Here is an 18,734-nt window from a genome sequence, read left to right as displayed (position 1 = left end):
AGCGCCGCAAATGAATCCGGAGGTCGATGCCTTTTTAAGCAAGAACAAGAAATGGCAGACAGAGTTCGAGAAGCTGAGAGCGATCATTCTCGACTGTCAGTTGACGGAAGAATTGAAGTGGGGCGTTCCCTGCTATACGTTCGATAAAAGAAACGTCGTTCTGATGCACGGATTCAAGGAATACTGTGCGCTTCTGTTTTTCAAAGGTGCGTTGTTAAAGGACGCGAAAGGCATTCTGATCGCGCAAACCGAGAACGTGCAGTCGTCGCGCCAGATACGGTTCACAGATGTGCGCGACATCGACGCGATGGCCGACGTCCTGAAGTCCTATATCCGCGAAGCCGTCGAAGTAGAAAAGGCCGGCTTGAAGGTGACTTTAAAAAAGACCGCCGAATTCGCCGTCCCAGAAGAATTCCAGAACAAACTGGACGAAATGCCCGAGTTGAAAGACGCTTTCGATGCGCTGACGCCGGGCCGGCAACGCGCTTACCTTCTCTATTTCTCCGCGCCCACGCAATCGAAAACCAGGGCGGCGCGAGTCGAAAAGTGCAGTCAGCAGATTCTCGATGGAAAGGGGCTGAATGACCGGTAATAAGCAATTCCACTTCACGAATAAAGAAGTGGAATTCATGGATCATTTGCCGCAAGACCCCACGCTTTAGCCGCTTAAACGTTTTCACCAGCGCCTGTTGAAACAGCGGCTCAAGTCATCGCGATACTTTGCCGTTAACGCGTGAGGCCTGCTCATCTGCGGGCCAACCGTCATGCGAGGCTGACAGTGCGCATGGCAGGCCTCGCCGGCCGTCCGGCACGGACCGAATCCGAACCCGAATCCGAACCCGAGCTTCGATAACAGGAGTCACCGTGATCCACCGTGGCCTCATCGGTCTGCTGACCCTGCTCATCGCGATGAGCACCCTGAGCAGCAACGCATTCGCACAAAGCAGCCGAAGCAGCGAAAGCAGCCAAAGCGGTCCCGACTGCTCGCGGCCGTTTACGCTCGCGCTGCACGACCACGGCCTACTGTATTCGCTGGAAACGAACACGGGCATCGACAAGGATTTCGCCGACGAAATGATCCGCCGCAGCGGCTGCGAGATCCGCGTGAGCCTGATGTCGCGCGCGCGCATCTGGAAGCTGATCGAATCCGGCGCGCTCGACTTCAGCCTGTCCGGCATCACGAACGAGGAACGCGACGGCTACGCGTCGTTTGCCTGGTACTTCAGCGACAAGTTCTACCTGCTCGTGCGCAAGGACGCGGGCATCCAGCAGTTGTCCGATTTCGAACACAACGACAAGTTTCAACTCGGCGTGATACGGAGCTTCCGGTATAGTCAGTCGGCCAACGAACTCGTCGATACGCTCGCCGCGGGCAATCGCGTCAGTCAGGCGGGCGGCCTGGAGCCGCTTTATCAGGCGCTGATGCGCGGCAGCATTCAGGGGATGATCATCGAGCCGTTCGACTATCCGGCGCTGGATGAGAAGCGCATCCGCGACATCACCACGATCATCGAATTCAACGACGCCGCCGTGCCGCACGGCCTCATCATGTCGAAGAAGGCGCTGTCGCCCGAGGAGCGGGAGAAGTGGCGCGCGCTCGTCGCATCGATGCGCGCGGACGGCACCGTGCGCCGCATCTTCAGAAAATATTTCAAACCCGAGCTGGCCGATTCGATGGTCGACTTCACGACACCGTGATGAACCGCGCGCGCCTCATCCTGTTGCCGCTGCTGATTCTCCTGACCGGGCTGGCGATCACCTGGTCCGTATGGGATCACGAGCGCCAGGCGGCGAGGCGCGAGCTGCTTTCGGAATTCAACTTCGCGTTGGGCGATTCCGTCAGCCGCATCGAGCAGCGGATGGCGACCTACGAGCAGATGCTGCGCGGCGTGCAAGGCATGTTCGCGGCGCGCGGTTCGCTCGATCTGCAGGCGTTTCACGGCTATATCGGCGCCGTCAACGCCGACGCGAATGTCTCGGGCGAGCAGGCTATCGGCGTCGTCCAATGGGTGCCCGCCGACAGGCACGACGCGCACATGGCCGACATGCGCGGGCGCTTCGGCCGCCGCTATGCGATCGATCCGCCCGGCGAGCGCGCCGGCTACGCGCCCGTGATCGGCCGCGAGCCGCCGCTCGCCGACGGCGGCACGCTGCTCGGCTACGATGCGTGGGCCAATCCCGTGCGCCGCCAGGCGATGGAGCGCTCGCGCGATTCGGGGCTCGCCGTGGTGTCGGGCAAGGTGCAGCTCGCATCGGATGCGGGCGCGCCGCCGCTGCCCGGTTTCGTCATGTACCTGCCCATCTACATGCACGGGCAGCCGCAAGATACCGTCGACGAGCGCCGCGCGCATCTGCTCGGCTGGGTCTATGCGGCGTTCCGCATGCGCGATGTGCTCGCGAGCCTCTATGGCGAACAGCCGCCCGGTCTCTATCTGTCGATCTACGACGGCACGCAGCCGTCGTCGGAGTCGCTGCTCTACCGGTCGTCGGAGCCGAAGAGCCGCGAGGTGATTTCCGCGAACGAATATCTCGTCGTGGGCGGCCACGACTGGACGCTGTCAATGACGGCGCAGGACGACTTCAAGGCGCGCTTCGGGCATAACGCGAAGCTGCTGATCGCCTGCACGGGCACGGGGCTCTCGCTGCTGCTCGCGCTGCTCGCGTGGAGCCTCGCGAGCGGCCGCAGCCGCGCGATGCGGTTCGCTTCGAAGATGACGGCCGAGGTTCGCGAGAGCGAGGCGGAGCTGCGCATTGCCGCCGTCGCGTTCGATTCGCTCGAAGGCATGATGGTCACGGACGCCAAAGGCACGATCCTGCGCGTCAACTCGGCGTTCACGCAATGCACGGGCTACACGGCCGAAGAAGTGGTCGGCAAGAACCCGCGCATGCTCAGCTCGGGCCGCCATGATCCCGCGTTCTTTCGCGAGATGTGGGACACCATTCAACGTGTCGGCGGCTGGCAGGGCGAGATATGGGACCGCCGCAAGAACGGCGAAATCTATCCGAAGTGGCTGACGATCACGGCCGTGACCGCGCAGGACGGCCGCGTCACGCATTACGTCGGCACGCACTACGACATCACGGAGCGCAAGCTCGCGGAAGAGCAGATCAAGGAGCTGGCGTTCTTCGACGCGCTCACGCATCTGCCGAACCGCACGCTGCTGCGCGACCGGCTCAGGCAGGTGATCGCGCTGAGCGCGCAGAACCATACGCACGGCGCGCTGCTGTTCGTCGATCTCGACAACTTCAAGACGCTCAACGACACACTCGGTCACGACAAGGGCGACCTGCTTCTGAGCCAGGTCGCGTACCGGCTGCTGTCGGCCGTGCGCGAAGGCGATACGGTGGCGCGCATGGGCGGCGACGAGTTCGTGATCGTGCTGAGCGACCTGAGCCGCAACCGTGACGACGCAGCGGCCGAAACGGAGGCTGCCGCCGAAAAGGTGCTGGTGGCGCTTTCCAGAACGTACCATCTCGACGGCACGGAATTCCGCACGACGGCGAGCATCGGCGCGACGCTCTTCACGGGACACGAAACGTCCATCGACGAGCTTCTTAAACAGTCCGACCTCGCGATGTACAAGTCGAAGGAAAGCGGGCGCAACGCGATCTGCTTCTTCGATCCGGCGATGCAGACCGTCGTGATGGAACGCGCGGCGCTGGAAGCGGCGTTGGGCCGGGCGATCGACGAAGACCAGTTGCTCGTCCATTACCAGGCGCAGGTGTTCAACGGCGATCGCGTGACGGGCGCCGAGGCGCTCGTGCGCTGGCAGCATCCCGAGCACGGGCTGATTCTGCCCGCCGAGTTCATTCCGCTCGCGGAAGAGACGGGCCTGATTCTCGCGCTCGGCGACAAGGTGCTGGAAATGGCCTGCCGGCAGCTCGCGCGATGGGCGGCGCGCCCGGACAGGGCGCATCTGTCGATTGCCGTCAACGTGAGCGTGCACCAGCTTCGCGAAGTCAATTTCGTCGCCAGCGTGCTCGATGTGCTGGCGCGCACGGGCGCCGATCCGAGCCGCCTGAAACTCGAGCTGACGGAAAGCGTGCTGGTCGACAACGTCGAGGACATCATCCGCAAGATGTCGTTGCTGCGCGCGAAAGGCGTGGTGTTTTCGCTCGACGACTTCGGCGTCGGCTACTCGTCGCTGTCGTATCTGAAGCGCCTGCCGCTCGGGCAATTGAAGATCGACAGGTCGTTCGTGCGCGACGTGCTCGACGATCCGAACGATGCCGTGATCGCGCGCGCGATCGTCGCGCTCGCGCAAAGCCTCGGGCTGGGCGTGATCGCGGAGGGCGTCGAGACGGAAGCGCAGCGTCGGTTTCTCGCCGACGCGGGGTGTCACGCGTATCAGGGCTATCTGTTTTGCCGCCCGCTTCCCATCGAAGGCTTCGAGGCGTTCGCCGATACCTTCGATTCGCAGCAGTGGGCCGTGGCGACGCCCTGAGGTCCGTCTGTTTGCTGCGTGCCTGACGACCCCGCCCGCCGACTGAAGCGCGATGCCTGGCCATCCGGCTAACTGCTCATCGCGGGCGGAGTTGATAAACTCTGTGGATTCAATTGCGCGCTTCACGCGTCGTGCCGTTGTGCGTGAGGCGCTTCGTCATCCACGAGGAAAAGCACATGATCGATTTGCGCAGCGATACCGTGACCCGGCCGAGCAAGGACATGCTTGCCGCGATGACAGCCGCCGAAGTCGGCGACGACGTCTGGGGAGACGACCCGACGGTCCAGCGTCTGCAAGCCACCGTCGCCGGGCGCGCGGGCAAGGAGGCAGGGCTGTTCTTCCCGAGCGGCACGCAGAGCAATCTCGCCGCATTGATGGCGCATTGCGCGCGCGGCGACGAGTACATCGTCGGGCAGGCCGCGCACACGTACAAGTACGAGGGCGGCGGCGCGGCCGTGCTCGGCAGCATCCAGCCGCAGCCGATCGAGAACGCGCTCGACGGCTCGATTCCCCTCGACAAGATCGTGGCCGCGATCAAGCCCATCGACAATCACTTCGCGCGCACGCGCCTGCTCGCGCTCGAGAACACGATCGGCGGCAAGGTGCTGCTCGCGGGCTATGTCGCCGAAGCCACGCAGCTTGCGCGCGAACGCGGGCTGTCGACGCATCTCGACGGCGCGCGCGTGTTCAATGCGGCCGTCGCGTCAAAGCAGCCGCTCGATGCGCTGTGCGCGCCGTTCGATACGGTGTCGATCTGCTTTTCGAAGGGGCTCGGCGCGCCCGTGGGTTCGGTGCTGGTCGGCAGCAAGGCACTGATCGACGTTGCGCACCGCTGGCGCAAGGTGCTGGGCGGCGGCATGCGGCAGGCGGGCCTGCTGGCGGCGGCGTGCCAGTATGCGCTCGAGCACAACGTCGAACGTCTCGCCGAAGACCACGAGAACGCCGCGCGTCTCGCCGCGGGCCTCGCGCAGATCGATCAGGTGAAGGTGCAGTCGCACGCCACCAACATGGTGTTCGCGCAGTTTCCGCAGGAGCATTGCGCGCCGCTCGAAGCGTGGCTCAAGGAACGCGGCATCCTCACGCAGATGCTGTACGCGTCGCGTTTCGTCACGCACATGGACGTGTCGCGTGCCGACATCGATACGTTCGTCGCAGCTGTGAAGGGGTATTTCGCGCGCTGATCGGCGGGCTGCGCGCTGCCGTCGTGTCGTGGACCGCACGGCGTGCCGTGTTGTCCGCGGCGCACGCGCGCATTGACGCCTATCGCTCCTTCGCCGCCGTCATGGTTGCGGCGGCGGTCTGCGCGCGATGCGACGGCGCGAAGAGCCGCAAGCCGCTCGCGATGCTGGCCGCGCCGGCGAACACGGCGCCCGTCGCGAGCGACAGCGTCGGGCCATGGCGTCCCGCGATGCTGAAGCTCAGCGCGACGAGGGCCGCGCCCGTCGTCTGCCCGATCAGCCTCGACGTCGCGATGATGCCGCTCGCGCCGCCGCTGCGATGAGGCGGCGCGCTCGCCATCAGCGCTTTCAGGTTGGGCGACTGGAAAAAGCCGAAGCCCGCGCCGCAGATCGCCATGCGAATCGTGATGTCGAGCACGGGCGGATGCGGCGGCAGCATCGCGAGCGAGGCCATGCCGCCGCATAGGATCGCGAGGCCGATCGCGCCCAGCAGTCCCGGCGGATAGCGGTCCGACAGCCGTCCTGCAAACGGCGCCGCAAGCGCGACGATCACCGGCCAGGGCGTCATCAGAAAGCCGGTCTCGACCTGGCTGCGATGCAAAACATCCTCGAAATAGAACGGCAGCGAGACGAACGCGAGCCCTTGCGCGGCGAACGAGCACACGGCCGTGAGCGACGAAAGCGCGAACACGGGTAGCTTGAACAGATCGACGGGCAGCATCGGCGCGGGGTGGCCGGCTTCGCGGCGCATCAGCAGCGCGCCGAACACGATGGCGACGGCTGCCGCGCCCAGCACGAGCGTCGACGGCGCGCGTTGCGCCGCTTCGCCCAGCGCGAAGATCAGCGCGGCAAACGTGATGACATTCAACAGCGCCGCGACCCTGTCGAATTGATGCGTGCCGCGCGGCGTGCGCGGCAGTCCCGGCAGCGCGAACGACAGCGCCAGAACGCCGAGTGGCACGTTGACGGCAAAGAGCCACGGCCAGCTGGCGACGGACAGGATCAGCGACGCCACCGTCGGTCCCACGGCGAACGACACGCCCACCACGAGCGCATTGAGCCCCACGCCGCGCCCCAGCTGATGCGGCGGGTACATATGCTTGATCAGCGCCGTGTTGACGCTCATGATGGCGGCCGCGCCGAGTCCCTGCACGACGCGGGCGCCCGCGAGCACGGGCAGCGTCGGCGAGAGCGCGCACGCCAGCGAGGCCGCCGTGAACACCGCGATGCCGCAAATGTAGATGCGCCGGTGTTCGACGATGTCGCCGAGCGCGGCGAGCGGCAGCAGCGTCGCGACCATCGCGAGCTGATACGCGTTGATGATCCACACGGACGCGGCCGGCTTCGCATGCAGATTCGCGGCCATCGCGGGCAGCGCGGTGTTGGCGATCGCGGTATCGAGCGAGGCGAGCGCGACGGACAGCATGATCGCCGCCAATGCATAGCGGTGACGGGTGGACATCGGCGCGTCGGCGACGCGCGCCGGGGAGGGCGTGATCTCGGACAAGGACGGCTCGGCTAAGGGCGGGAATGGCGCAACAGGCGCGCGCCGGGCAGCAGCGGCACTCGGCGCGAATGTAGCGATTGTTGCAGAGCCGCGCGGATCGTGCTCGAAGGCAGGCAGAAATGACCTGTGTGAAAGGTGGTTGCAAGGGGCGCTGGCTTGCGAGACGCGCGTGCTTTACCAGAACCCGCGCGGCTGCGTGTGATGCAACTAACCGCCAAGCCCGCGCCGCGCGGATGAGTTTGGGGTGCGATAGCGGGGAATGAGCCGACTCGCTGCGTGATCCAGCGACCAACAGCCCGCCATCCAGCCGCGGCCGCCGATTTCAGCTACACGATGCCAGCAGGATCGACAGCTTGCGGATATGTGCCCTGAATGCTTCCGTCAAGTCGCGGTCATGACCGTCGCTCAGATGCGGTGCCTCGGCCAGTTCGACCTGGCCGTGAAACTCGTCGGAAACCTTGCGCCGCGCGTCGGGCGGGAGCGCGCGGATGAGGGACACGATCAGCAGTTCCTGCGCGTGGATCATACCGAGCACGGATTGTGCGTTCATTTCGACCTCCATCGGAGCGCGGCGACGCGAGCGGCTGGGCAGCGAGACGCAACGGGACGGGGAACGGCGCAACAGCCGATGCTGTCTCCGATCCGCCTTGTTACTCATCCATACTAGTGCAAGGATCAGAGCCGTCTGCACCCGCATCGTGCGAAACGCAAAGACGACAGGCGACATGCGGATGGAATCTCAAGCCGGCGATCATGGAACTGTGCCGCTGTCGCTGGTGTCTGCTTGGATAGATACCGGGCGCAATCCTGCACAAAGACGCAGGAAAGCAGCGCACGAACCCAGTGACACAACCCACGGCGGCAGACGCGGGATCGCGCAAAATGTCCTACTCTGCTTATTTATCCACCAGACCGGCTCGCGCCGCCCGCGCACGAGAGGCATGCAATAAAGCGCGCGCCGCGTCGATTTACCGGAGGTTTCGATGACAGCGGTGGATCTGGAATTCGACCAGCTCAACAGTACCGTCGATGCGCTGCGGCGCTCGATCTCCAACCGCATGATGTACGGCGTCGGCAAGGACGCCGTGACCGCGCGCCCGCAAGACTGGCTGCATGCCGCGGCGCTCGCTGTGCGCGACCGGCTCGTCGCGCGCTGGATGAAAACCACGCGCCTGCAATACGAGCAGGATGTGAAACGCGTGTACTACCTGTCGATGGAATTTCTGATCGGGCGCACGTTCACGAACGCGCTGCTCGCGCTCGGCATCTATGACCAGATGAAGGAAGCGCTGGCGGGTCTCGGCGTCGATATGGAATCGCTGACCGATCTCGAGCCGGATGCGGCGCTCGGCAACGGCGGCCTCGGACGGCTCGCCGCCTGCTTCCTGGATTCGATGGCGACGCTCGGCATTCCGGGCTTCGGCTACGGCATCCGCTACGAATATGGAATGTTCAGGCAGCAGATCGTCGACGGTGAGCAGATCGAAACGCCGGACTACTGGCTGCGCGCGGGCAACCCTTGGGAGTTTCCGCGCCCCGAAGTGCAGTACATCGTGCATTTCGGCGGGCGCACGGTGCAGCGCGACGGCCACGTCGAGTGGATCGAAACGCAGCACGTGAACGCGATGGCCTACGACACCGTGATCCCCGGGTTCGCGACGAGCGCGACGAACACGCTGCGCCTGTGGTCAGCGCGCGCGACGGAGGAACTCGATCTGTCGGCGTTCAATCAGGGCGACTATCGCCGTGCCGTCGATGCGAAGAACATGTCGGAGAACGTATCGCGCCTGCTGTATCCCGACGACTCCACGCCCGCCGGCCGCGAGTTGCGCTTGCGTCAGGAGTACTTCTTCGTGTCGGCGACGATGCAGGACCTGATCCGTCGTTACCAAAGAACACACAGCACGTTCGGCCGCTTCGCCGAGAAGGTCGCGGTGCATCTGAACGACACGCACCCGGTGCTCGCGATTCCCGAACTGATGCGTCTGCTCGTCGACGTGCATCACGTGCCGTGGGCGAAAGCATGGAAAGACGTGCAGCAGATGTTCTCGTACACGAACCACACGCTGATGCCCGAAGCACTCGAAACGTGGGACGTGGAGGCGCTCGCGCGCCTGCTGCCACGCCACCTCGAAATCATCTTCGAGATCAATGCCGAGTTTCTCAAGCACGTGAGCGAGCATTCGGGCCATGACGTGGACATGATCCGGCGCATTTCGCTCGTCGACGAATACGGGCAACGGCGCGTGCGGATGGCGCATCTCGCGATCGTTGCGAGCCAGAAGGTGAACGGCGTCTCGAAGTTGCACTCGCAACTGATGACGCGCGATATCTTCGCCGACTTCGCGCGCATGTTCCCTGAGCGCTTCACCAACGTGACGAACGGTGTGACGCCGCGCCGCTGGCTCGCGCAGGCGAGCCCGTCGATGTCGAAGCTGATCGACGATCAGATCGGCACGCACTGGCGGCGCGATCTGTTCGAACTGTCGAAGCTGCGCGATCTGCGCAACGACGCGGCGTTCATCGACGCGTTCCATGAAGCGAAGCGGCAGAACAAGATGCGCCTGATCCATCGGCTTCAGCAGCACACGAAGATGGCATTCGATCCCGAAGCGCTCTTCGATCTGCAGGTCAAGCGCATTCACGAATACAAGCGGCAATTGCTGAACGTGCTGCACGTGATCGTGCGCTACAACCGCATTCGCTCGCATCCGGAGCGCGACTGGGTGCCGCGTGTCGTGATGTTCGCGGGCAAGGCGGCGTCCGCTTACCGGATGGCGAAGACGATCATCAAGCTGATCGGCGACGTGGCCCAGAAGGTGAACAACGATCCGCTGATCGGCGACAAGCTCAAGGTCGTGTTCGTGCCGAACTACGGCGTGAGCGTGGCCGAGCTGATCATTCCCGCCGCCGATCTGTCCGAGCAGATTTCGATGGCGGGCACGGAAGCGTCGGGCACGGGCAACATGAAGCTCGCGCTGAACGGCGCGCTGACGATCGGGACGATGGACGGCGCGAACATCGAGATCTGCGATGCCGTCGGCCACGAGAACATCTTCATCTTCGGGCATACGGCCGATCAGGTCGACGATCTGCGCGCGATGGGGTATCGGCCGCGCGAGATCTACGAGCACAACCCGGAGCTGAGGGTGGCGCTCGATCAGATCCGCACAGGGTTCTTCTCGCCGGATGATCCGCTGCGCTTCTCGGATATCTTCCACACGCTCGTCGATTGGGGCGACCACTACATGGTGCTCGCGGATTTCGCGGCGTTTGCGAAGGCGCAGGAAGAGGTCGACAGACGCTACGTCGACCGGCGCGGCTGGACGTCGAGTGCGATCGAAAACGTCGCGGGCATGGGGCAGTTCTCGTCGGATCGCACGATCGCCGAGTACGCGCGCGATATCTGGAACGTGAAGCCCGTCGACATCGAGTGATGATCAACTCGTTCGGCTCGTTCGACGATTGAAAAAGCCGCCGCGCGATTCGTCATCGCGCGGCGGCTTTTTACGTTGGCTTCGTATGTTGGCTTCGGCCGAAGCGTGCGTGTTTCAGCCGCCCATCCGTTCGATTTCCCGCGATGCGCGCAAGCCGAGCTTGCCGTTGGTGAAATCGAACAGCACGTCGATGCCTTGCAGCGACATCAGCCCGATCACGATACGGTTCGCGCCCGGCGCGGCTTTCACGATGGCCGTTTGCGCATCGTTGAAGCGATGCGCCCAGTCGCCGACGCCGAGCACCACGTCGTAGTTGCCTTGCGCAAATGCCTTGTGCTCGTCGGTATCGCCGGCCCAGTCGGGTGCCTTGTCGGTCTCGACGCGAATCATGTCCGTGCCGCCCGTCGAAAAGACGACAGGCGCGCAAAAGCGCATCTTGTTGGCCACTTGCACGCAGCCTGTCGGCCATTGCGTCGAGCCGTCCTTCGCGATGGAGAACGGCACGAGCGTGAAGCCCCTGGTCAGCGTGTTCGATGGACTCAGAACGAGAAACGGGCGATTGAGATTCGAGCGCACCAGATAGCGTTGGCCGATGTTCGCGGGCAGCGCGCGCATCGGCTGCGTGCAGCAGGCGTCGCGCGGCTCGTCGGCGCCGATGCCCAGGATGCCCGAGAACGCCCAGCCGAATTCGCCCGTGTAGCCGTCCTGCGCGACGCAGTGCTTATTGGTCTTCAGACAGCTGACTTCGTCGACGGCTTGCGCGGCGACATCGACGGGCTTCGTGCCCGCGATGCTCAGCGGCACCTTGACGACGGCGCCGGAAACCTGTGCGTCCGTCGCGAAGGCAAGCGAGGTCCGCGCGCCTGCTGCCGGATAGTTCGAGCGCGGCAGGACGGATGACAGCACACGCACGCCGCGCGTGCCCGTATCGAGCATCAGATAGACGGCCTTGCCGTCCATCTGCACGGGCAGGCCGATCGACGTGCGGCCGTGCGTGTCGCTGCGCTCGGCGTTCAGCGGCACGAGCAGGCCGTCGCGCCCTTCGTTGATGAGGCTCGCTTTCAGCTCGGGCGGAACGGGCGTCGAGATCGGCGTGGAGCAGGCCGCGAGCGTGAGCACGGTCAGCGCGCCGGCAAGGCGGGTCATGCGCCGGAAGCGGTGAACGGACAGCGAGGCAAACAGCGGGACAAACAGCGGGACAGGCATCGCACACACCTTGCAGAAAATGCGTGGTCCCGGCGACAGCCACGCTCCGCGGGGCAGGCGTGGCGCTTCAGGTTTCGGCGAATGCGGACGGATGGACGGCTCCCGTCCGCGACGCGCGCTTGGCCTGGCGCGAGGGCACGCGAGATGACAGGACCGCCGACTCTACGCGCGCGGTCTGAGCTACCTGCAAAAATGTGTGTACGTGCCGCGGTATCGCGCCTGTTCGCTGCGCGGCGTTCAGTGGTGCCGTGCGATCGAATGCGTGACGCAGACCGCGTGCACGCGGCCGATGGTGGCGCGGCGCAGCGCGCCCGCGAGTGCGCCGACCACGTCGCCGACGCTGCGCGCTATCACATCAACGCGAAAGGTGATGCACTCGTTGCGTTTGTCGAGGTCGATCACGAAGAGACGCGAGCCTTCGCTAAGCGCTTTCTGCAATGCGCGGCGGCCCGACGCCGACGATGTGCCGGGCACGGTCACGTCGATCGTCACGAGGGACAACGCCGGTTGCTGCGCGAGATTCGTGGCCTGCGTGCGGCGGGAAGCGGCGCGCGATGAGGCGAGGATGGGTTGCGATTGCATCGTCGATGCGCCGCCGCGGGATTGGCGGCGCGGCTGTTGAGACGCGTCCACTGTAGCGGGCGGCATCTCAAGCTCGTGAAAAAAGGAACCGCGCGCGCCGTCAATTTTCCGTAAAGACGGCGCGTGTCTGCGTGGGCCGTCAGCTTTTCTGCGCGGCGGCGGCGAGCGCCTCGCGGACCGTCTGCGCGACGCGCTCGACGAACGGCAGGTCGATGCTCGACAACGCTTCGCGTTCGGCCTCGCCTGTCTGAACCATCAGGCAATGCGTGACATCCTGCGTGCGCCACGTGAGCCAGCCGACCACGATCAGCATCACGCCGCACACGATACCGGCCGGCGATGCATAGATGCCGCCCGCCACCGCGCCCGCTGCGCCGATCAGCGAAATCGCGTACGGCAGGACCTTGTTCTTGGGCACGGTGACGACGCGCACGTTCTGGATGTCGCGCAACGGAAAGACCTGGCCCGCCGCCGACAAGGCATTGCGCGTGACCGAGACGCCGCGTTCATTGAATGGAATTTCCATCTTCACAGATTCAGGCTGAGGGAAAGGGCGCAGCGTAGCAGATCGCGCGGCGGGCCGGTTGGCACGCCACGTTCGGGAACAGGCATTGCGGCGTTGGGTCGCGGCCGCTTCGATGACAAGTGTTGGAGGCTTGGCAGCGTGTCGCTTGCGAATGCGTTCATGTACGCATCGCGGCAGGAATTCCCGCATGCCCATAAAATCATTGCGCGCTGGAGCAACGGCTGGCGCATTGTTTTTTGAACGTAGCTGGCGCGGCGTGGGATGTTTCCATGTGGCCGCGCCTGAAGGATGTAGCCGGGATGGAAGAAGTTTTCGTATCGAGATCGAGCGCGGTCGCACGCATTCTGACCGCGCGGCAGGCGCTGCTGAAGGATTCGGATGACGCCCATGGGTTGACTGCGGGCGAAAAGGAGGCGCAGCTCGAACGGCTGGACCGGTTGCTCTTCGACGTGCGCGCGGGCCGCACGCAGGACTTCATCATGCCGACGCCGAACGGCGAGATACGGATATTCGTGACGCCGGATTAGCGCAGCGCCATAAAGCGCGGCAGGGGCAGTGGCGCATCAGAAAAAGAAAACGCCCCGCAAGCGGAGCGTTCTTCATCCAGTCCAGCTCTGCCTGAGCGAAGCGCGCAACGGCGCCTCGCTTCGCGGCACAGCTTAGAACTTGTGGCGCATGCCGACGCGGAACGCCAGCTGGTTTTGCGAACCCGAACCCGACGTGTTGAAGTACGACGTCGACGAACCGATCTGAGCCTGGATCGGCGTGGTGCCCGTCTTGCCCGATGCGTCCTGGTAGATGGCGAGCGCGTAGACATCGGTGCGCTTCGACAGCGCGTAGTCGACGCTTGCGTCCACCTGGTTGAAGTGGCCCGTCGTCGCACCCGTCAATTGCGAGTACGTGTAGCCGAGGCCAGCCGCCAGCGCCGGCGTGAACGCGTACTTCACGCCGCCTTCATAGTTGTTGAACGTCGTCGAACCACCCGTGAGCGGCTCGAAGTGCGTGTTCGTCCACAGTGCGTAGAGCGTCGCCGGTCCGATGATGTAGCGGCCGCCGAGGCCGAACGTGCGCAGGTCGCGCACGGTGCCCGTGCCGACGTTTGCGATCGTCGTCGAGAAGGCCGGCGTTGCCTGGCTCGGGAAGCGGATGTCCGTGTACGCTGCGCCGAGGCCGATCGGGCCGTTCGCGTAGTTCACGCCGAAGCTGTATGCGCGCGACGAGCCTGCGACGGGATTGGCCGCCGTGCCCGTTGCCGGTGCGCCGGCGAATGCCGTCGAGTTCGAGAAGCCGTACATCGCGCCGAACGTGAGGCCCGCGAAGTTCGCGCTGCTGAACTTGACTGCGTTGTTGATGCGGCTCGACGTCAGCTGGTCGACGTCGTTGATGTGGTAAGCGTAGTTACCGGCAACCGTCAGGCCGCCCGTCGAATAGTTGCCGCCCAGGTAGTCGGTCGAGAACGAGTATTGACGACCGAACGTCAGCGAGCCGATCCCGTCCTTCGACACACCGACATACGCCTGGCGGCCGAACAGCGCGCCGCCTTGACCCAGCGTGCCGTTGCCGCTGTTGAAGCCGCTTTCCAGCACGAACAGTGCCTTCAGGCCGCCGCCCAGGTCTTCCGAGCCGCGCAGGCCCCAACGGCTGCCTTGCGCGACGCCGTCGTCATACTTGAACAGCTTTTCCGAGCCGCCTGATGTGGTCTTCGAGTGATTCGCGTAGCTGATACCAGCGTCGATCAGGCCATACAACGTGACGCTGCTTTGTGCGTGTGCGGAGCCTGCAAAAGCCGAGGCGAGTAGAGCGGTGGTAAGTACTTTTTTGTTCAAAGCTTTCTCCGGATTTGAAAAGTTGCGATCGCGAGCCCGGCTCTCCGGCAGGTCGCGCGACGGGCGCAAATTTATAGGGAGGAAGCGAAAGCAATATGACAGCAAATATTTCTAATGAATTTGTCGTACAAATGCGACAGGTGATCATTCGCGTATGAACGGCTTGTACGCGAACCTGTGCATATGCGTTGTGCCGCGCCGCTGACAGGCGTAGAAGCGCTTCAGGCGCTGCATACAGAATCGCCCGCGCGAGGCGGGCGATTCGTTGCGAAGCGAAGCGGCGCTCGCCGCACGCATCGTTATGCCGACAGCAACTGCCCCGTGCGGTATGCCTTCGCGCCCGCAACGCGCGCGATCTCCATCCCGGCCTGGGCAAAGCGCGACAGATGGCGCGCGTACATCACGCCCGCCACATTCGTCTTGAGCGTGACGACGCGGTTCGTCAGCGGATCGACGATATCGGCGATGGGCTCGCCCGCGTCGACCCACTTGCCCACTTCCTGGCGATACACGACGACGCCGCTCGTGGGCGTCACGATCGGCTCGGTGCCCGCGAGCGGCGTCGCGGCGAACTCGAGCGGCGGCAGCGGCGCGGCTTCGCCTGCGATCACGCCGCGATGCGTCAGGTATTCGATGATGCCTTGCGCGTCGTGCTCGGCGAACTCATATGAGACGTCGCGCTGGCTGCGCAGCTCGACCGTCACCGAGATCGAGCCGTTCGGAATCGGGAATCGGTCGCCGGCGCGCGCGCGCAGTTCGGACCAGCAGAAGCTGTGAATCTCGTCGAACGGATTGCCGACGGAATCGACTGCGAGCAGCGACGCCTTCGAATCCAGATAGCGCGCGAGCGGCTCGACGTCGGGCCACAGATCCGGGTTCGTGTACAGATGCAGCGCCGCTTCCCAGTCGCAATGCAGGTCGAGCACGATGTCCGCGTCATACGACAGCTGTTGCAGCGCAAGACGCTGCGATTCGATTTCGGTGCGCGGCTTTTGCGCGTCGAGCGCTTCGCGCATCGCCTGACGGACGATCGCGCGGTTCTCGTCCGCGTCGCCCGTCAGACGTGCTTCGATCACGGGCTCGATCAGGTCGAACAGGTTGTAGAAGTTGCGGTTGAAGTTCTGCGCGGTGTTCGTTTCGAAGCGGCCGGCGAGCAGGCCGAGCACATGCTGGTTCAGCCCGATCGGGTTCGCGACGGGCACGACGACGACTTCGCCGCGCAGCTTGCCCGCGGCTTCGAGCGCTTCGAGCTTGCGGCGCAGCGCCCACGACACCAGCATGCCGGGCAGCTCGTCCGCGTGCAGCGACGACTGGATGTAGACCTTCTGGCCGCCGCCCGGACCGTAGTGGAAGCTCGTCAGGCTGCGAGCGGTGCCGAGGGTCGGGGAAATCAGCGGATGATTGTGGGTTTGCATGATCGATGTGGCGCTGCGGACGACGCGCAGCGCGCGCTGTAGTTGCAAAGGAATGAGGCTTAAAACGGTGGCGCGCACAACAAATCAACGAATCGCGCCGATGAACCGTTCGATCTTAGCCCATTTGGGCGGCGCGGGCGAACGCCCGCCTTCGGGCCGGACCTTGCCTGGGCCTTGCCTGAGCCAAAAACGAAACGGGCTCCGAAGGGAGCCCGTCTGCGTAGCGTCGCGAGGCGCGACGTTGCGCGCCTCGCGCGATGCGGCGACGATCAGCCGCCGTACACGTCGAAATCGAAGTACTTCTTCTCGATCTTCTTGTACGTGCCGTCCTTGATGATGTCGGCGATCGCCTTGTCGACCTTCGCCTTCAGGTCGGTGTCTTCCTTGCGCATGCCGATGCCGGCGCCTTCGCCGAGGATCTTCTTGTCTTCGAGATCCTTGCCGACGAACTGGAAGCCCGCGCCGCGCGGCGTCTTCAGGAAGCCGATCTCAGCCTGCACGGCGTCTTGCAGCGCTGCGTCCAGACGGCCCGAGATCAGGTCGGCGTAGACCTGGTCCTGGTTCTGGTACGGCACGACCTTCGCGCCCTTCGGTTCCCAGTAGGTCTTTGCGTACGTTTCCTGGATCGTGCCCTGTTCGACGCCGACCGACTTGCCCGACAGCGATTCCGCCGTCGGCAGGATGTTCGAGCCCTTCTTCGCGACGAGGCGCGTCGGCGTGTTGAACAGCTTCGACGAGAAAGCGATCTGTTCGGCGCGTTGCGGCGTCATCGACATCGACGACAGCACGCCGTCGAACTTCTTCGCCTTCAGAGCCGGGATCATGCCGTCGAAGTCGTTCTCGATCCACACGCACTTCGCCTTCAGGCGCGTGCAGATTTCGTTGCCGAGATCGATGTCGAAGCCGACCAGCTTGCCGTCGGAGCCCTTCGATTCAAACGGCGGATAGCTGGCGTCGACGCCGAAGCGGATGGTGGTCCAGTCTTTTGCGTGTGCGCCGATCGAAACGGTGGCGAGCAGGGCAACCGTCAAAGCCGCAAGCAGTTTTTTCACTGATGTACTCCCGGGAGTGGTTCGAAGTGTCCCGCATGCGGTTGTGCCGCTGCGCGACGATGCCCGGCCGTTGTGTCCGGGCTTGTCTAATGGCCGCTGGCCAGCCGCCAGCAGCGCGCGCCAAGCTTAACAAATCAAAATATTTGCGGTGCTAGTGAAACACCGGATGGCACAGGAGTATTGCCTCTAAAGGGCATTTATGTGATATGGGGCAAGAAGAATAGCTGAAAGCTAATCGACAGCCGTCGATGGGCGGCGCAAGGCGGCGGGAGGCCCTTAGGGAGAGCGTTTGCCGCTCATGCGGCAGTGCGGCAAACGCTTTTCGCTCAATGACCTGAGCGGGCCGAACCGGGCCGGGTGGCCCGTGCAGAGGGCGTATCGAACACCGCGTATCGAGTAGCGCGCATCAAACGATCCGCTCGCCCGCGCGGTACGTCGCGCGCGGCACGGGCAATGCATCGAGCATCGTCACGCGGACAAAATCCGCGCGCAGCCCGGTTTCGATCGCGCCGCGGTCGTGCAGGCCGGCCGTGCACGCCGGTTCCGCCGACACGGTCGCCATCGCTTGCGGCAGCGTCCAGCCCGCCTTGTCGACGAGCTCGAAGGCGGCCGTCAGCAGGCTTGACGGCACGTAATCGGACGAGAGGATATCGAGCAGCCCCGCCTTCGCCAGCTCCAGCGCCGACACGTTGCCCGAGTGCGAGCCGCCGCGCACGATGTTAGGCGCGCCCATGATCGTCGCGATGCCGTGACGATGCGCGGCTTCGGCGGCGACGCGCGTGGTCGGGAATTCGGCGAGCACGATGCCTTCTTCGGCGGCCTGTTGCACGTGCTCGACGAGCGTGTCGTCGTGGCTCGCGACGGGCACGCCCAGCGCCTTGCAGCGCTCGACGATCTCGCGGCGATGCTGGTCCGCGAAGCGCTGCTGCTCGTCTTCGAGCGCGACGAGCGTCGCGGCGACGTGTTCGTCCGTCATCTTGCCGTGGCGCTCCTGGAAGCGGCGCCATTGGTCGCGGTCGTGCCATTGGCGCTGGCCGGGCGTGTGATCCATCACGGACGCGAGACGCAGCAGCGGATGGTCCTTCAGCGTATCGAACACTTCGACGACATCGGGCGTCGCGATCTCGCAGCGCAGATGCAGGAAGTGCTCGGCGCGCAGCAGCTTGCGCTCCGAGAAGCGGTGCAGCGCCTGCGCGCAACGCGTCTGCGTGTCGCGCCCGCGCAAGCCGACGCTCGAGCGCGAGCCGATTGCGAGCGCATCGAACACCGTCGTGATGCCGGCGGCCGCCACCTGCGCGTCGTGGATCACGAACGCGGCATCCGTATTCCATTCGACGCCAGGGCGCGGCACCAGATGCTTCTCGAGATTGTCGGTATGCAGTTCGATGAGGCCGGGCAACAGGTAGTCGCCGTCCCAGTCCTGGGCGCCGGCGGCGGACGTGGTGCCGCGCGCGACGTCGCGAATCGCGCCGTCTTCGACCTGCACGACGCCGTTGAAAACTTCGTCCCGCGTCACGACGCGAGCGTTCTTGATCAACATCTGGATGCTCCGTATCCGAT

15 protein-coding genes are annotated in these 18,734 nt (G+C 64.5%); 6 read left to right on the top strand and 9 right to left on the bottom strand.

The genetic code is table 11. From position 1 onward, the window contains the following. Nucleotides 1-10 precede the first annotated feature (10 nt). From BN2476_RS13935 to ltaE, 4 genes are all read left to right on the top strand, one after another. The gene (locus BN2476_RS13935) at nucleotides 11-592 is read left to right on the top strand and encodes a YdeI/OmpD-associated family protein (protein WP_087734764.1); all 582 of its coding nucleotides are present in this window, start codon (nucleotides 11-13) and stop codon (nucleotides 590-592) included. Between the two features lie 272 nt (nucleotides 593-864). Beyond that, complete coding sequence (locus BN2476_RS13930; protein ID WP_087734763.1) at nucleotides 865-1,698, top strand: substrate-binding periplasmic protein; 834 nt, start codon at nucleotides 865-867, stop codon at nucleotides 1,696-1,698. Next, on the top strand, nucleotides 1,698-4,445 hold the full coding sequence (locus BN2476_RS13925) for a bifunctional diguanylate cyclase/phosphodiesterase (RefSeq protein ID WP_087734762.1): 2,748 nt from the start codon (nucleotides 1,698-1,700) through the stop codon (nucleotides 4,443-4,445). Before BN2476_RS13930 ends, BN2476_RS13925 begins: the two co-directional genes overlap by 1 nt. A gap of 176 nt (nucleotides 4,446-4,621) precedes the next feature. Then, nucleotides 4,622-5,626, top strand: coding sequence for a low-specificity L-threonine aldolase (ltaE, locus tag BN2476_RS13920; RefSeq protein ID WP_087734816.1), 1,005 nt, complete (start codon nucleotides 4,622-4,624; stop codon nucleotides 5,624-5,626). Between the two features lie 79 nt (nucleotides 5,627-5,705). Here the strand turns inward: ltaE and BN2476_RS13915 are convergent, their stop codons facing one another. Together BN2476_RS13915 and BN2476_RS13905 are read right to left on the bottom strand one after the other, a co-directional pair. Then, a complete protein-coding gene (locus BN2476_RS13915; RefSeq protein WP_087734761.1) occupies nucleotides 5,706-7,085 on the bottom strand; it encodes an MFS transporter in 1,380 nt (459 codons plus the stop codon). A 367-nt stretch (nucleotides 7,086-7,452) separates the two neighbouring features. Beyond that, entirely contained in the window at nucleotides 7,453-7,680 is a 228-nt protein-coding gene (locus BN2476_RS13905; protein WP_087734815.1) for a hypothetical protein, read from the bottom strand. Between the two features lie 433 nt (nucleotides 7,681-8,113). On the opposite strand from BN2476_RS13905, the gene BN2476_RS13900 reads away from it, so the two are divergent. Further along, on the top strand, nucleotides 8,114-10,567 hold the full coding sequence (locus tag BN2476_RS13900; protein ID WP_087734759.1) for a glycogen/starch/alpha-glucan phosphorylase: 2,454 nt from the start codon (nucleotides 8,114-8,116) through the stop codon (nucleotides 10,565-10,567). Between the two features lie 114 nt (nucleotides 10,568-10,681). Here the strand turns inward: BN2476_RS13900 and BN2476_RS13895 are convergent, their stop codons facing one another. The 3 genes from BN2476_RS13895 to BN2476_RS13885 all read right to left on the bottom strand — a co-directional run bounded on the left by BN2476_RS13895 (nucleotide 10,682) and on the right by BN2476_RS13885 (nucleotide 12,881). After that, a complete protein-coding gene (locus BN2476_RS13895; protein WP_235850820.1) occupies nucleotides 10,682-11,773 on the bottom strand; it encodes a hypothetical protein in 1,092 nt (363 codons plus the stop codon). 237 nt (nucleotides 11,774-12,010) lie between these two features. Then, on the bottom strand, nucleotides 12,011-12,355 hold the full coding sequence (locus tag BN2476_RS13890) for a hypothetical protein (protein ID WP_087734813.1): 345 nt from the start codon (nucleotides 12,353-12,355) through the stop codon (nucleotides 12,011-12,013). Between the two features lie 139 nt (nucleotides 12,356-12,494). Beyond that, entirely contained in the window at nucleotides 12,495-12,881 is a 387-nt protein-coding gene (locus BN2476_RS13885) for a DUF6232 family protein (RefSeq protein ID WP_087734758.1), read from the bottom strand. 299 nt (nucleotides 12,882-13,180) lie between these two features. Between BN2476_RS13885 and BN2476_RS13880 the strand changes: the two genes are divergently transcribed. Then, entirely contained in the window at nucleotides 13,181-13,408 is a 228-nt protein-coding gene (locus BN2476_RS13880) for a hypothetical protein (protein WP_087734812.1), read from the top strand. Between the two features lie 132 nt (nucleotides 13,409-13,540). Here BN2476_RS13880 and BN2476_RS13875 read toward each other — a convergent pair whose 3' ends face one another. The 4 genes from BN2476_RS13875 to BN2476_RS13860 all read right to left on the bottom strand — a co-directional run bounded on the left by BN2476_RS13875 (nucleotide 13,541) and on the right by BN2476_RS13860 (nucleotide 18,714). After that, nucleotides 13,541-14,707, bottom strand: coding sequence for a porin (locus BN2476_RS13875; RefSeq protein WP_087734757.1), 1,167 nt, complete (start codon nucleotides 14,705-14,707; stop codon nucleotides 13,541-13,543). 299 nt (nucleotides 14,708-15,006) lie between these two features. Continuing rightward, nucleotides 15,007-16,122, bottom strand: coding sequence for a succinylglutamate desuccinylase/aspartoacylase family protein (locus BN2476_RS13870; protein ID WP_087734811.1), 1,116 nt, complete (start codon nucleotides 16,120-16,122; stop codon nucleotides 15,007-15,009). A gap of 269 nt (nucleotides 16,123-16,391) precedes the next feature. Further along, nucleotides 16,392-17,174 (bottom strand): ABC transporter substrate-binding protein, encoded by a 783-nt coding sequence (locus BN2476_RS13865; protein ID WP_087734756.1) that lies wholly within the window; start codon nucleotides 17,172-17,174, stop codon nucleotides 16,392-16,394. A gap of 406 nt (nucleotides 17,175-17,580) precedes the next feature. After that, complete coding sequence (locus BN2476_RS13860) at nucleotides 17,581-18,714, bottom strand: alpha-D-ribose 1-methylphosphonate 5-triphosphate diphosphatase (protein ID WP_087734755.1); 1,134 nt, start codon at nucleotides 18,712-18,714, stop codon at nucleotides 17,581-17,583. Nucleotides 18,715-18,734: the final 20 nt, after the last annotated feature.

It is taken from the genome of Paraburkholderia piptadeniae (assembly GCF_900007165.1).
GTDB lineage: Bacteria > Pseudomonadota > Gammaproteobacteria > Burkholderiales > Burkholderiaceae > Paraburkholderia > Paraburkholderia piptadeniae.
This window is presented reverse-complemented; position numbering and strand designations above follow the sequence as displayed.

Bases quoted from the DNA above. Each gene is read 5' to 3' on its own strand.
- BN2476_RS13935 (WP_087734764.1), top strand. From the start codon at position 11: ATGAATCCGGAGGTCGATGCCTTTTTAAGCAAGAACAAGAAATGGCAG.
- BN2476_RS13925 (WP_087734762.1), top strand. From the start codon at position 1,698: ATGAACCGCGCGCGCCTCATCCTGTTGCCGCTGCTGATTCTCCTGACC.
- ltaE (WP_087734816.1), top strand. From the start codon at position 4,622: ATGATCGATTTGCGCAGCGATACCGTGACCCGGCCGAGCAAGGACATG.
- BN2476_RS13915 (WP_087734761.1), bottom strand. From the start codon at position 7,085: ATGTCCACCCGTCACCGCTATGCATTGGCGGCGATCATGCTGTCCGTC.
- BN2476_RS13905 (WP_087734815.1), bottom strand. From the start codon at position 7,680: ATGAACGCACAATCCGTGCTCGGTATGATCCACGCGCAGGAACTGCTG.
- BN2476_RS13900 (WP_087734759.1), top strand. From the start codon at position 8,114: ATGACAGCGGTGGATCTGGAATTCGACCAGCTCAACAGTACCGTCGAT.
- BN2476_RS13895 (WP_235850820.1), bottom strand. From the start codon at position 11,773: ATGCCTGTCCCGCTGTTTGTCCCGCTGTTTGCCTCGCTGTCCGTTCAC.
- BN2476_RS13890 (WP_087734813.1), bottom strand. From the start codon at position 12,355: ATGCAATCGCAACCCATCCTCGCCTCATCGCGCGCCGCTTCCCGCCGC.
- BN2476_RS13885 (WP_087734758.1), bottom strand. From the start codon at position 12,881: ATGGAAATTCCATTCAATGAACGCGGCGTCTCGGTCACGCGCAATGCC.
- BN2476_RS13880 (WP_087734812.1), top strand. From the start codon at position 13,181: ATGGAAGAAGTTTTCGTATCGAGATCGAGCGCGGTCGCACGCATTCTG.
- BN2476_RS13870 (WP_087734811.1), bottom strand. From the start codon at position 16,122: ATGCAAACCCACAATCATCCGCTGATTTCCCCGACCCTCGGCACCGCT.
- BN2476_RS13860 (WP_087734755.1), bottom strand. From the start codon at position 18,714: ATGTTGATCAAGAACGCTCGCGTCGTGACGCGGGACGAAGTTTTCAAC.